Here is a 12,913-nt window from a genome sequence, read left to right on the forward strand (position 1 = left end):
TGTCCATAATCCCGGCTAGGCTCGGACCCATGAGCTGGCTCCGGGCGCTGAAGGAGACCGCCCGCGAGGGGCTGACGATCGAGCGGAGCAGTCCGGAACCGCTCATCGCGCTGCGCGGCGCGGTCGGCCTCGCCCTCGTCATCGGCGTGAGCCTCGCGCTGTTCGGGCCCGTGATCGCCGCCAGCTCCGCGTTCGGCGCGTTCCAGGCGGCCATCGCCACCTTCCAGCGGAGCTGGCGCCCGCGCCCCGTGCTCGCCCTGGTCTCCGGTGCCAGCCTCGGCGTGTCGACGTTCCTCGGCTATCTCGTCGGCTCGCAGACCATCCCCTTCATGGGCCTGCTCGCCCTCTGGACGTTCGCCGCCGGGATGGCCTGGGCGGCAGGCCCCACGGGCGGCATCATCGCGGCGTCGAACGTCGCGATCATGCTGGTGACGGTCACCCTGCCGACCTCCGTCGCGGACGCCGCCGCGCACGCCGGGATGATCGCGGTCGGCGGGCTGATCCAGGCATCGCTGGTCGTGCTGTTCCCGGTACGCCGGTGGGGCGCCCAGCGCGACGCGCTCGCCGACGCCCTGGCGGCCGAGGCCGACTACGCCCGCAGGCTGCGGCAGGACCCGGTGGCGCCCTTCGACCCGCTGCCCCTGATGACCGCCCGCAACGCCGCCGCCGTCACCCCCCGCGAGGCCCGCCGCCGCCCCGCCGAACTGCACGGTGCGCGGGGCGTCGCCGAGCGGCTGCGCCCGGTGCTGGCCTCCCTGGCGGACCCGGCGCTGGGGGTGCCCGCCGAGGGGCTGGAGCGGCTCTGGGTACGCGAACTGCTGGGCGCCGCCGGTTCCGTACTGGACGCGGCGGCCCGCGCGGTCCGGCAGGGCGACCCCGTCCACCTCGCCCCCACCGACCTCGGTGTCCTGCGCACGCCCGACAACGAGGTGATCCTCGTCGGACCGGCCCGCCGCGCGGCCGACCGGCTCGACGCGCTGCTCTCCGACGTCATCGAGATCGCCGAGGGCGCCGGCACCCGGGCCGCGGCCGAACGCGTCGGCTCCCGCCCGTCCGAACCGCCCGACCCCTACACCGCCGCTCATCCGGCCCATCCGTCCGACCTCGCCCACACCGGAGTGGAGACCCGGCGCCGGCCCACCCTCCTCCGGCTGGTCCCGGTGATCCTGAAGGCGATGCGCCGGGAACTGCACCACGGCTCCCCGATCCTGCGCCACGCGATCCGGGTCTCCGTGGTGGCCGCTGTCGGGTTCCTCATCGGTGCCGCGCTGCCGTTCGGCCACGGCTACTGGGCGCCGATGGCCGCCGTCATGGTGATGCGGCCGGACTTCTCCCAGACGTACTCGCGCTCCGTGGCCCGCTTCGGCGGCACCCTGATCGGGGTGGGGCTCGCGAGCGGGATCGTGCAGGCCGTGCACCCCGGCGTGACGCTCTCCGCGATCCTCGCGGTGTTCTGCGCCTGGCTGATGTACCTGCTGATGGGCACCGGCTATGTCGTCGGCCAGGTCTGCATCTCCGCGTATGTCGTCTTCCTGCTCGGCATGGCGGGCGACGACTGGTCCCAGACCGTCCTCGAACGCGTGGTGCTGACCCTGGTCGGCGGACTGCTCGCGATGGTCTCGTACGCCCTCTACCCGGCCTGGGAGACCCCGCGGCTGCGCAACCGGCTGGCCGACTGGCTGGTCTCGGACGGGCGGTACGCGGCCACGGTCGTCGCGCAGTACGCCGATCCGACGGCCGACAGCCACGAGGACGTGCGGACCGCGCTGCTGGCGACCCGTGAGGCCCGGGTCGCCTGGCAGGAGGCGCTGGCGACCGCCCAGCACGAACCCGTGCGCCACCGCGGCATCTCCCGCGCGGCGGCCGCCGACGCCCAGCACGCGCTGGCCGAGCTCGGCCGGTCCGCGATGCTGCTGGAGGCACACCTCCCGGCCGCCTCGGCCGCCCCCGTGCCCGGCGCCGCCGACCTGGCCGAGGCCCTGCACCGGGCGACGGAACAGGGTGCGAGGGCGGTACGGGAGCGACGCGTCCCGGACTGGCGGCAGGTCACCGAGGCGGTGGCGCACTGGGACGTGCCGGCGGACGGCACCACCCCCGCGCCCGACCCGGTCGTACGCAAGGGCGCGGCGCTGCTCCTCGAAGCGCTGGAGGAGTTCTCGCAGGCGCTGGACGAACGGGGCGGCAGCAGACGCAGTGACGTGTCCAGGTCCGGGCCGCCCCGAGGCTGAGGCCGTCCGTCAGGGAGTGGGCAGACCCGGCAGGCTCGTCGGCATCTTGCCCGGTTCGGTCTTGGCGAGGGTGTCCTTGGCGCCGCCCTCCCAGGAGACGACGAGGGTCTTGCCGTCGTTGGACTCGATGGAGCCCATCGTGCGCCCGGTGCCGCCGTCGCTGCACTTCAGGGACAGCATCGGCTCGCCCATGTCCTTCACCTCGCCCTGGCAGACGGCCTGGTCGGCGACGAGCGCGGCCTTGCCGGAGGCGACGGAGAGGGCCACGGCCTTGCCGTCGGTGAGCCCCGCCCAGGTGCCCTCCAGCGAAGCGGCGTCCGTACCGGCGGAATCCCCGGAGCCGTTCTCCGCACCGCCGCCGGGAGCCGCGCTCTGCCCGGCGCCCGAACCGGCGGCCTTGTCCTTGTCGCCGCCGTCACTGTCGCCGCCGCAGGCGGTCAGCGCGAGCGCGGCGGCCAGACCGGCGGCGACGACGGCGCCGGTGCGTACAAACCTGATCACGTGGAGTTCCCCCTTGTGGATTTCATGGTCGAAAGTCCGCGCCAAGCTACCAGGGGTGATGGGATCAACTCCGTTAACCGGGAGCGGAATAGACGTGCTGTACGTCTCTCTCTTCGGGTCTCTCTCCGGAGCAGCGGGATCAGGCGTAAAGCTGTAGTCAAAGGAACACCCCGCGTGCACGTGCATCTGCTCATGCATTGGCATATGAACACAGCTATGATCCGAGCTAGTTGACACTTGCACCTTGCAACTCGGGGAGCGTCCTGTGCACGACGTGTACAACGGCATGGCGGCCACAGAGCTTCGCGGAGTCGTCTGGCAGAAGAGCAGACACAGCAACTCCCAGGGGTCCTGCGTGGAGTTCGCGAAACTGCCCGGAGGGAATGTGGCGATGCGGAACTCGCGCCACCCCGACGGGCCCGCACTCGTCTATACGCCCGCCGAGATAGAGGCGCTGCTGCTCGGCGTCAAGGACGGGGAGTTCGACCATCTGGCGACGGGCGGCTGAGGCCACGCGATCCCGGCCGGGCGATACCGCCGCGGCCCCCGCCCGCCGTACCCGCCGCCGTCCGCCGTACCCCTGCCGCCCGCCACCGCGCGTTCACCGCTTGCTACTCCGCATGAATTCCGGCGGTTTCCTGCGGTTTCGTGCTGTCCGTCAGTTTGTTGTCCGTGAGCCGGAACAGCGCCCAGACCACCTTGCCGCGCAGCGCCGCGCAGGGCGGCTCACCCATCGGTACGGGTGAGGGGTGCCAGCCCCAGCTGTCGCTGAAGGACTCCACCAGGAACAGGCCGCGGCCCGACTCCGCGGAGTCCGGTGCCTCACCGGCCACCGGGCTCTCCTGGCTGGGGTCGCGCACGGCGCACACCAGGCGTGAGGTCCAGCGCATCAAGTGCAGCCGTACCGCCGGTTCCTGGGGGTCCCGGGGCGCGTCGTCGGGCAGCGCGTGACGCAGGGCGTTGGTGACGAGTTCGGACACCACGAGCGCGACATCGTCGAAACGGTCGGTCAGCTCCCACTGACTGAGCGTCGTTCGGGTGAACTTCCGCGCCCCGCCGACCGCTTCGTAGCGGGCGGGAAGCGAGCACGATGCCGATCCGGCGACCGCTGAGGGGTCGATGGGGGGAAGCCCCTGCCTTAACGGCTCGAGCATCGTCGATCCATTCGTCCCCATACGAGGCACTCCCGGGATTCGCGGCTGTAGCGGCACTGCCTGTAGCGGTACTGCGGGGGGTACAGCGGCACAACACGAGCACGCAGGTGCGCAAGGACCATGGTTCCGAATGCGCAGGGCAGATGCAAGGGCAGATGCACGTGCACGCGCCGGACCTGCCCGCAAGCGTGCCGATTCTTACTCATTTCTTCCGTCGGTCAGTTTCGGAGCTTTCAGGACGGCTTCTCATTTCCGTAATCGAATGAGTACGGGCTGAAGCGTTTTGGTGGCAGAATCCGGCACCGGGGTTCAGGGGGGACCCCGGTGCCCGGTAAGCGATGGGGAGGGTCGGACCAGTGTCGGCAGGCGAGTCGAGTGGATCTGTGGTGCGGCGCATCCTGCTGGGCTCTCAGCTCAGAAGGCTGCGTGAGTCGCGCGGCATCACCCGTGAGGCGGCCGGCTACTCCATCCGCGCCTCCGAATCGAAGATCAGCCGCATGGAGTTGGGACGGGTGAGCTTCAAGGCCAGGGACATCGAGGACCTGCTCACGCTCTACGGTGTCGCGGACGAGGCGGAGCGCGACTCCCTCCTCGGGCTGGCCCGGGAGGCCAACGTGGCGGGCTGGTGGCACAGTTACGGAGACGTGCTGCCCGGCTGGTTCCAGACATATGTGGGTCTGGAGGGTGCGGCCTCGCTCATCCGTATCTATGAAGTCCAGTTCGTCCACGGTCTGCTGCAGACCGAGGCCTATGCCCATGCGGTCGTCTCCCGGGGCATGCGCGGAGCGCCCGCCGCGGAGATCGACCGCCGTGTGGCGCTGCGCCTCGAACGGCAGAAGGCCCTCGTCTCCGAGCGCGCACCCCGCTTCCACGCCGTGCTCGACGAAGCGGCGCTGCGCCGTCCGTACGGCGAACGCGAGGTGATGCGCGCACAATTGCGGCATCTGATCGAAATGTCGGAGCAGCCGAACATCACGCTTCAAGTGATGCCCTTCAGTTTTGGCGGGCATGCGGGCGAGAGCGGTTCATTTACGATGCTGCGTTTCCCGGAATCCGATCTGTCGGACATTGTCTATTTGGAGCAGCTGACCAGCGCCCTCTATGTGGACAAGCCCGAGGAGGTCGCCCAGTACGAAAAGGCCATGGTGCGGCTGCACGAGGACAGTCCCGGCCCGGAAGAGAGCCGGGATCTCCTTCGCGGACTCCTCCAACTGACATGATTTGTCAGTACGATGACGTCGCATCAGGAGTCTGCGAACGCCTGCAGTAAGGGATTGCATGTCCTACTTCCACGCCTTGGCCCACCAGTACATCGACGGCGAGTGGCTGACCGGAAGCGGCTCGTGGGACATCATCGATTTCAATCCCTACAACGGTGAGAAACTCGGTTCCATCACCGTCGCCACGGCGGTGGAGGTCGACCGGGCCTACCGCGCGGCCGAACGTGCCCAGCAGGACTGGGCCGCCACCAATCCGTACGAACGCCGCGCCGTTCTGGAACGCGCCCTGCGCATCACCGAGGAGCGCACCGATGAAATCGTCGACGCGGTCATCGAGGAGCTGGGCGGCACCCGGATCAGGGCGGAGTACGAGGTCCGCGGCGGCCGGGAATTCCTGAGCGAGGCGATCCGGCAGGCGCTGCGCCCCACGGGGCGGCTGCTGCCCTCGGTGACGGACGGCAAGGAGAACCGCCTCTACCGGCTGCCCGTCGGCGTCATCGGGGTGATCAGCGCCTTCAACTTCCCTTTCCTGGTGACGATGAAGTCGGTCGCGCCCGCCCTGGCGCTGGGCAACGCGGTCGTCGTGAAACCCCATCAGAACGCGCCGGTCGTCGGCGGGGCACTGATCGCCCAGATCTTCGAGGACGCCGGGCTGCCGGCCGGGCTGCTCAATGTGGTGGTCACCGACAGTGCCGAGATAGGCGACGCCTTCATCGCCCACCCCGTGCCCAAGGTGATCTCCTTCACCGGCTCGGACCGGACGGGCCGCCATGTGGCCGCCACCGCCGCCGGGCTCTTCAAGCGGACCATCCTGGAACTCAGCGGCAACAGCGCCCTGGTGGTGCTGGAGGACGCGGATGTGGAGTACGCGGTCCAGGCGGCCGTCTTCAGCCGCTTCCTGTACCAGGGGCAGGTCAGCATGGCGGCCAACCGCATCATGGTGGACCGGCGGGTGGCGGAACGGTTCACCGAGCGGTTCACCGCCGAGGTGGCCGCGCTCAGGGCCGGGGACCCGCGTGACCCGGAGACCCGGATCGGTCCGGTCATCAACACCTTCCAGGCCGACGCCCTGGCCGCCCTGGTCGAACAGGCGGTCGCGGACGGGGCGACGGCGCTCGTGCGGGGCGGTGTCCGGGGCAATGTCGTCGGGCCGACCGTCCTGACCGGAATCCCGGAGGACTCACCGCTGCTGGCCCAGGAGATCTTCGGCCCAGTGGCACTGCTGATGACGTTCGACGGCGAGGAGGAGGCCGTACGGATGGTCAACGCCAGCCCGTACGGACTGAGCGGCGCCGTGCACACCGCGGACGCCGAACGCGGGGTGCGGTTCGCGCGGAGCGTCGTCAGCGGGATGTTCCACGTCAACGACTCCACCGTGCAGGACGATCCGCTGGTCGCCTTCGGCGGCGAGAAGATGTCCGGGAGCGGTCGGCTGAACGGTGAGGCGGTCGTGGAGGCCTTCACCACGCAGAAGTGGATGTCGATCCAGCACGGCCGGACGGTCTTCCCCCTCTGACGTCCGCCGCGGCCTCCCGCTCGGGCGGCTCCTTCAGGTGTCCCCTTCGGACTGCCGCCCCGGCCCGGGATACCCTAGTCAAAGTTGACGAGGAAGGAAGGGCGGTATGTCCGCGATCCGGCTGCTCGTCCTCGGCGCCGTGCGTCAGCACGGCCGCGCGCACGGCTATCAGGTCCGCAACGACCTGGAGTACTGGGGCGCCCACGAGTGGTCCAACGCCAAGCCCGGATCGATCTACCACGCCCTGAAGCAGATGGCGAAGCAGGGACTGCTGCTCGCGCACGAGACCGCCCCGTCCACGGCCGGCGGCCCGCCCCGCACGGAGTACGAGATCACCGGCCGGGGGGTCGAGGAGTACCGCACCCTGCTGCGCTCCGCCATCACCTCGTACGACCAGAAGATGGACGTGCTCTCGGCCGCCGTCGGCTTCATCGTCGATCTGGAGCGGGCCGAGGCGGTGGCGCTGCTCCGGGAGCGGATCGCGGTCATCGAGGCGTGGCGGTCCTCGGTCACGGAGTACTACACCCCCGAGGACGGCCCCGAATCGCTCGGGCACATCGGCGAGATCATGAACCTGTGGGTGCATTCGGCGGACGCGGGTGCCGAGTGGACGCGCGGGCTGATCGAGCGGATCGAGGGTGGGGCGTACACCTTCGCGGGCGAGGGTGAGCCGTTCGTCGGGGTCCTCGCGGAGGGCGAGGAGAACCCGTACGCGACGGGGGTCCCCGATCCGGGGGACGACCACTAATCAAGTTTGACGAATGCCTTCGGGCCGGTTACCTTTGCCCAGCTAGTCAAGTTTGACTACGAAAGGGTGGCGGGAATCGTGACCGACGCGATCGTCATGGAGGGCGTGCGCAAGCGGTACGGGGACAAGCGCGCCCTGGACGGGCTGGACCTCGCCGTCGCCAGGGGCACCGTGCACGGTGTGCTCGGCCCGAACGGGGCCGGCAAGACCACGGCCGTACGCATCATGTCGACGCTCCTGCGGCACGACGCGGGCCGGGTGGAGGTGGCGGGCCTGGACGTCCGCGACAGGGCGGGCGAGGTGCGGCGCAGGATCGGCCTGCTCGGGCAGCACGCGGCGGTGGACGAGGAGCTGAGCGGCCGGCAGAACCTGGAGATGTTCGGGCGGCTGTACCACCTGGGCGCACGCCGGGCGGGGGCGCGGGCGGACGAACTCCTGGAGCGGTTCGGGCTCGCGGACACCGGGCGCAAGGCCGTCAAGCAGTACAGCGGGGGCATGCGCAGACGGCTCGATCTGGCGGCGTCGCTGATCACCGGTCCGCAGGTGCTGTTCCTGGACGAGCCGACGACCGGCCTCGACCCGCGCGGCCGGGCCGAGGTGTGGAACGCGGTCCGTTCCCTGGTCGGCGGCGGCACCACGGTCCTGCTCACCACGCAGTATCTGGAGGAGGCGGACCAGCTGGCGGACCGGATCTCGGTGATCGACAGCGGCAGGGTGGCCGCGGCGGGCACCGCCGACGAGCTGAAGGCACTGGTCGGCGGCGACCGGATCGATGTGATCGTGCGGGACGCGGCACGGCTGGGGGAGGCGGCGGCGCTCCTGCCCGGCGCGGGCCTGAGCGTCGACGAGGACCGGCGGCTCCTCAGCGCCCCGGCCCCGGACCGGATGGCCGCCCTGACCCGGACCGTACGGGCGCTGGAGGAGGCGGGCATCGAGGCGGAGGACATCGCGGTGCGCCGCCCGACCCTGGACGAGGTGTTCCTGTCCCTCACCGACCGGAAGACGGACCACGCGGAGGTGGCGGCATGAGCGCGGCGACGATCGGCACACCGGACTGCGGTACGGCGGACTCCGGTACGCCGGACGCCGGGGCGGGTGCGTCCCGTACCGGCGGGATCGGCTGGGCCCTGGCGGACTCCTGGACGATGACCCGGCGCGAACTGGCCCACTGGGCACGGCAGCCGGTCCAGGTGGTCGTCGGCCTGGTCTTCCCGGTGATGCTGCTCCTGATGTTCAACTACCTGGTCGGCGGCGGCCGGGGCGTCGACGGCGACAACACCGAGTTCCTGGTGCCCGGCATGCTCGCGCTCACCATGGCCTTCGGCCTGGAGGCGACGATGCTCGCGGTCACCCAGGACCTGGGCAAGGGGGTCATCGACCGGTTCCGCTCGATGCCGATGGTCCCGGGCGCGGTGCTGGTCGGCCGGAGCGTCGCGGACATGCTCCAGTCGGTGGCGGCCCTGGCCGTGATGATCGGTGTCGGCTGCGCGGTCGGCTGGCGCTGGCACAACGGACTCGCCGCGGCCCTGGGGGCGGTGGGCCTGCTGCTCCTGCTGAGGTTCGCGATGCTGTGGGTCGGCATCCACCTGGCGATGGTGGCGGGCAGGCCGGAGATGGTGCAGGCGGTCCAGATCCTGGTCTGGCCGGTGGGCTTCCTCTCCAACGTCTTCGCCTCCCCCGAGTCGATGCCGGGCTGGCTGGGCGCGGTGGTCGAGTGGAATCCGATGTCGGCGACGGCCACGGCGGTGCGCGGTCTGTTCGGCAACCCGGGCGGTGCGACCGGCTCCTGGGCGGCAACCCACGCCGAACTGCTGGCGGTGCTCTGGCCGGTGGCCCTGGTCGCGGTGTTCTTCCCGCTCGCGGTACGGAGGTTCGCCCGGCTGAGCCGCTGAGCCGCGCCCGCTGAGCCGCGCCCGGTGAGCCGCCGAACGGCTCACCGGGCGCCGTCGCCTCAGTGGTGGAACGAGGTGGCCGGACTCCGGTCGTGGCTCAACGGATGGCGCTGCGCCCGGAGTTCCGGCAGCAGCAGCCGCAGATCCTCGATCAGGAGTTCCGCCAGATCCGCCGAGAACCCGTTGCGGCACACCACGCGCAGGACCGACAGATCCTGCCGGTTGGCGGGGAAGGTGTACGCGGGCACCAGCCACCCGCGCTCCCGAAGCCTGCGGGACACGTCGAAGACGTCGTACGCCCGGGTGTCCGCCGTCGTCGTCACGGCGAACACCGGCAACTCGTCGCCCCGGGTCAGGAGCCGGAAGTCGCCCAGATCCTCGACCGCGCGGGCCAGGCCGCCCGCCACGTCCCGGGACGCCTGATGGACGGCCCGGTAGCCCTCCCGCCCCAGCCGCAGGAACGTGTAGTACTGCGCCACCACCTGGGCCCCGGGCCGGGAGAAGTTCAGCGCGAACGTCGGCATGTCGCCGCCCAGGTAGTTGACCCGGAAGACCAGCTCCTCCGGGAGCTCGGCCGCCGAACGCCACAGCGCCCAGCCGACCCCGGGGTAGACGAGCCCGTACTTGTGCCCGGAGGTGTTGATGGACGACACCCGGGGGAGCCGGAAGTCCCACAGCAGGTCCTCGTCCAGGAACGGCGCCACCATCGCGCCGGACGCCCCGTCCACATGGACCGGGATGTCGAGACCCGTACGCTCCTGGAGTTCGTCCAGGGCCGCGCACAGCTCCGCGACGGGCTCGTAGGAACCGTCGAACGTGGAGCCGAGGATGCCGACGACGCCGATGGTGTTCTCGTCGCACAGGTCCGCCGCGGCCTGCGGGTCGAGATGGAAGCGGCCGCCCTCCATCGGGACCTGCCGCGCCTCGACCTCCCAGAACGTGCAGAACTTCTCCCAGCAGACCTGCACGTTGATGCCCATCACCAGATTGGGCCGGGCGGTGGCCGGGTAGCGGTCGGCGTTCCGGGCCGCCCAGCGCCGTTTCAGCGCCAGTCCGGCGAGCATGCACGCCTCGCTCGACCCCGTGGTCGAACACCCCACGGCCGCCGCCGGGTCGGGCGCGTTCCACAGGTCGGCGAGCATCGCCACACAGCGCCGCTCCAGCTCGGCGGTGCGCGGGTACTCGTCCTTGTCGATCATGTTCTTGTCCCGGCACTCGCCCATCAGCACCCCGGCCTGGGGTTCCATCCAGGTGGTGACGAACGTGGCCAGGTTGAGGCGGGAGTTGCCGTCGAGCATCAGCTCGTCGTGGACGAGCCGGTACGCCGTCGAGGGCGGCAGCGGCCCGTCCGGCAGCCGGTGCGTGGGCGGTGCGAACTCCATCCCCGCCGCCGGGTCCGCCTCGCCGAAGAAGGGGTTGAGGGCGAGCCGGCGCCGCTCCTCGGTGGGTTCGGTCCGGTGCGGATGGGCACCTCGGTGGAGCGCCATGGTGTCGTGCCCTTCTCAGCTCTCGGCGGCGAGGCCGGCCTTGATGGCCCGGGTGAACTTCACGACCCGCTCCGCCTGGACGCGGGCGGCGGTCAGGGTCTGTTCACCGACCGGGATGTCGCCCTGTCCCGCGACGTGCGAGGTGCCGTACGGGTTTCCGTCGACGAACTTCGTCGGGTCGGTGTAGCCGGGCGCGACAAGGATTCCGCCGAAGTGGTGGATGGTGTTGTAGAGCGCGAGCAGCGTGGACTCCTGGCCGCCGTGGGCGGTGGCGCTGGAGGTGAAGCCGCTGTACACCTTGTCGGCGAGCCTGCCCGCCTGCCACAGGCCGCCGAGCGTGTCGAGGAACTGCTTGAGCTGGGCGGTGACGTTCCCGTACCGGGTCGGCGAGCCGAAGATCACCGCGTCCGCCCAGATCATGTCGTCGGGCGTGACCTCGGGGATGTCCTCGGTCGCCTTCGCGTTGGCGGCCCACGCGGGGTTGGAGTCGATGGCCGCCTGCGGGGCGAGTTCCCCGGCCTTGCGCAGCCGTACCTCTGCACCGGCCTTCTCGGCGTCCCGCGCGATGGCCCTGGCCATCGCGGCGACGGTGCCGGTGGAGGAGTAGTAGATGACGGCGACATTGACGGGCGTGGGCATGCGGAAACCTCCGTCGAACCGATCCGGCGCGGAAACCGGGCACAACTGAAGTGAGGCGTAGCTCTACGAAGAGGACGATACGGACATTCGCGGCGCGTGGCTCGCCGGGTGCCGCACTCGGGGCGTCCGGACCGCCGGGCGTCGCGCGGCCCCGCCGGGCATTCCGCCGCCCGCGCGCCCGTGGCCCATGTGCCCCGTGCCCCTCACCTCAGCGGCGTACCGTCCTCGTGCAGTTGCATCTGGGGCCGCCCGGTCACCAGCAGCCAGGCGGGCAGTGTGGCCACGCACAGCAGGGGGAGCACGGCCGCGTCGCTGACCAGCACCGCGGCCGTGAACAGGCTCAGCCAGCCCTGCCGGGTGATGGCGAGCAGGACGCCCAGCACCGCGCAGGACGCCGCGACGGCGGGCGGCACCGAGTCGACCAGCGCATGGGCGCAGAGTCCGAGGGCCACCCCGGCGAAGACGGCCGGGAAGATCCGGCCGCCCCGGAAGCCGCAGGTCGCGGCGACGGTCAGGGCGGCCATCTTCACCACGGCCATCACCGCGAACTCCCCGGCCGACCACCCTGACGGGTCGGCGGAGATCTCCTTCACCTCTTCGAGCCCCTTGAAGAGGGTGAGATGTCCGCCCAGCGCGCCCAGCAGCCCCAGCAGCAGCCCGCCCGCCGTCAGGGCGAGCACGGGATGCCGCAGGGCCCGGAACGCCCGGTGCACCACCGGGAAGGCGTACACCGCCACCAGTCCGAGCAGCGCTCCCGCCGAGGCGATCACGAGCGAGGCGAGCAGATCGCCCCACTTCGGATGCGTGTAGCCGGGCAGGGACAGATCGAAGCTCGGGTGGTCGATCAGTGTCATGGTCAGCGCCCCGGCCGCGCCCGCCGCGAGCGGGGCGAAGAGCCGGTCCCAGAGCGCGCCCGGGCCGCCCCGCGAGGCGAGGGCCTCCGAGAGGATCAGGGCCGCTGCGACGGGGGTGCCGAACAGGGCGCCGATGGTGCCGGCCGCGGCGAGCGAGACCCAGAGTTCGGCGGGTGCGCCGGGCGCGGCGCGGCGGCCGAGCCAGAAGGCGAGCGCGATGTTGGCGGCGGTGATCGGGTTCTCCGGGCCGAGGCTCACCCCGCCGGCCAGCGCCAGCATGGTGACCAGGAGCAGTCCCGGGACGACACCGGGCTTCATGGGGGCGTCGACGAGGCCGGTGGTGGCGGGATCGGGGCCGCCGTGGCCGTGCACGGTATGGACGACCAGGCCGACGGCGAGGCCGGTCGCGGTGAGCATCACGATCATCCACAGCGAGGAGTACCGGCCGATGCCCAGCGCGTCGGGAAGGGTCTCCCACAGCACGTCCTGGAGTTCCTCCGCGACCAGGCTCACGCCGAGCAGGACGAGGGCGGAGACCACGCCCACGACCAGCGCGGGCAGCACGACCGGCAGCAGCCGCCGGGCGGGCGTGGGCGCGGGGGGTACGGGTGCGGGGGGCGCGGAAGCGGGGGAGTCAGGGGCCACCGGCTCACCATAAAGGCGTAAAAGCCCCA

General features: G+C 71.1%; 12 protein-coding genes. 7 read left to right on the plus strand and 5 right to left on the minus strand.

Features of this window, described 5'->3' with window-relative positions; genetic code table 11:
* Positions 1 to 29: 29 nt before the first annotated feature.
* A complete protein-coding gene (locus tag OHA98_RS03360; protein ID WP_266922603.1) occupies positions 30 to 2,228 on the plus strand; it encodes an FUSC family protein in 2,199 nt (732 codons plus the stop codon).
* Between the two features lie 9 nt (positions 2,229 to 2,237).
* On the opposite strand, the gene OHA98_RS03365 is transcribed toward OHA98_RS03360, so the two are convergent.
* A complete protein-coding gene (locus tag OHA98_RS03365) occupies positions 2,238 to 2,729 on the minus strand; it encodes a hypothetical protein (protein ID WP_266922604.1) in 492 nt (163 codons plus the stop codon).
* 265 nt (positions 2,730 to 2,994) lie between these two features.
* Here OHA98_RS03365 and OHA98_RS03370 point away from each other — a divergent pair, with 265 nt between their 5' ends.
* Positions 2,995 to 3,237 carry a DUF397 domain-containing protein gene (locus tag OHA98_RS03370; protein WP_014155487.1) on the plus strand — a complete coding sequence of 81 codons (243 nt, stop codon included), beginning with the start codon at positions 2,995 to 2,997 and terminating at the stop codon, positions 3,235 to 3,237.
* 103 nt (positions 3,238 to 3,340) lie between these two features.
* Here the strand turns inward: OHA98_RS03370 and OHA98_RS03375 are convergent, their stop codons facing one another.
* The gene (locus OHA98_RS03375; RefSeq protein WP_266922605.1) at positions 3,341 to 3,883 is read right to left on the minus strand and encodes an ATP-binding protein; all 543 of its coding nucleotides are present in this window, start codon (positions 3,881 to 3,883) and stop codon (positions 3,341 to 3,343) included.
* Between the two features lie 338 nt (positions 3,884 to 4,221).
* Between OHA98_RS03375 and OHA98_RS03380 the strand changes: the two genes are divergently transcribed.
* The 5 genes from OHA98_RS03380 to OHA98_RS03400 all read left to right on the plus strand — a co-directional run bounded on the left by OHA98_RS03380 (position 4,222) and on the right by OHA98_RS03400 (position 9,259).
* Positions 4,222 to 5,103, plus strand: a complete 882-nt coding sequence (locus tag OHA98_RS03380) for a helix-turn-helix transcriptional regulator (RefSeq protein ID WP_266922606.1) — start codon at positions 4,222 to 4,224, stop codon at positions 5,101 to 5,103.
* 58 nt (positions 5,104 to 5,161) lie between these two features.
* Positions 5,162 to 6,619, plus strand: a complete 1,458-nt coding sequence (locus tag OHA98_RS03385) for an aldehyde dehydrogenase family protein (RefSeq protein ID WP_266922607.1) — start codon at positions 5,162 to 5,164, stop codon at positions 6,617 to 6,619.
* Positions 6,620 to 6,725: 106 nt separating this feature from the next.
* Positions 6,726 to 7,367 (plus strand): PadR family transcriptional regulator, encoded by a 642-nt coding sequence (locus OHA98_RS03390; RefSeq protein WP_266922608.1) that lies wholly within the window; start codon positions 6,726 to 6,728, stop codon positions 7,365 to 7,367.
* 78 nt (positions 7,368 to 7,445) lie between these two features.
* Complete coding sequence (locus OHA98_RS03395; protein ID WP_323179504.1) at positions 7,446 to 8,396, plus strand: ATP-binding cassette domain-containing protein; 951 nt, start codon at positions 7,446 to 7,448, stop codon at positions 8,394 to 8,396.
* 116 nt (positions 8,397 to 8,512) lie between these two features.
* The gene (locus OHA98_RS03400) at positions 8,513 to 9,259 is read left to right on the plus strand and encodes an ABC transporter permease (protein ID WP_266927683.1); all 747 of its coding nucleotides are present in this window, start codon (positions 8,513 to 8,515) and stop codon (positions 9,257 to 9,259) included.
* Between the two features lie 59 nt (positions 9,260 to 9,318).
* On the opposite strand, the gene OHA98_RS03405 is transcribed toward OHA98_RS03400, so the two are convergent.
* From OHA98_RS03405 to OHA98_RS03415, 3 genes are all read right to left on the minus strand, one after another.
* Positions 9,319 to 10,746 (minus strand): glutamate decarboxylase, encoded by a 1,428-nt coding sequence (locus OHA98_RS03405; protein WP_266922609.1) that lies wholly within the window; start codon positions 10,744 to 10,746, stop codon positions 9,319 to 9,321.
* A 15-nt stretch (positions 10,747 to 10,761) separates the two neighbouring features.
* A complete protein-coding gene (gene wrbA / locus OHA98_RS03410) occupies positions 10,762 to 11,385 on the minus strand; it encodes an NAD(P)H:quinone oxidoreductase type IV (RefSeq protein ID WP_266922610.1) in 624 nt (207 codons plus the stop codon).
* A gap of 203 nt (positions 11,386 to 11,588) precedes the next feature.
* On the minus strand, positions 11,589 to 12,884 hold the full coding sequence (locus tag OHA98_RS03415) for an ion channel protein (protein ID WP_266922611.1): 1,296 nt from the start codon (positions 12,882 to 12,884) through the stop codon (positions 11,589 to 11,591).
* Positions 12,885 to 12,913 lie beyond the last annotated feature (29 nt).

The organism is Streptomyces sp. NBC_00654 (assembly GCF_026341775.1).
Lineage (GTDB): Bacteria > Actinomycetota > Actinomycetes > Streptomycetales > Streptomycetaceae > Streptomyces.

Excerpts from the sequence above, each read along its gene's own strand:
- OHA98_RS03360 (WP_266922603.1), top strand. The coding sequence starts at position 30 with ATGAGCTGGCTCCGGGCGCTGAAGGAGACCGCCCGCGAGGGGCTGACG.
- OHA98_RS03375 (WP_266922605.1), bottom strand. The coding sequence starts at position 3,883 with ATGCTCGAGCCGTTAAGGCAGGGGCTTCCCCCCATCGACCCCTCAGCG.
- OHA98_RS03380 (WP_266922606.1), top strand. The coding sequence starts at position 4,222 with ATGGGGAGGGTCGGACCAGTGTCGGCAGGCGAGTCGAGTGGATCTGTG.
- OHA98_RS03385 (WP_266922607.1), top strand. The coding sequence starts at position 5,162 with ATGTCCTACTTCCACGCCTTGGCCCACCAGTACATCGACGGCGAGTGG.
- OHA98_RS03390 (WP_266922608.1), top strand. The coding sequence starts at position 6,726 with ATGTCCGCGATCCGGCTGCTCGTCCTCGGCGCCGTGCGTCAGCACGGC.
- OHA98_RS03400 (WP_266927683.1), top strand. The coding sequence starts at position 8,513 with ATGACCCGGCGCGAACTGGCCCACTGGGCACGGCAGCCGGTCCAGGTG.
- OHA98_RS03405 (WP_266922609.1), bottom strand. The coding sequence starts at position 10,746 with ATGGCGCTCCACCGAGGTGCCCATCCGCACCGGACCGAACCCACCGAG.
- wrbA (WP_266922610.1), bottom strand. The coding sequence starts at position 11,385 with ATGCCCACGCCCGTCAATGTCGCCGTCATCTACTACTCCTCCACCGGC.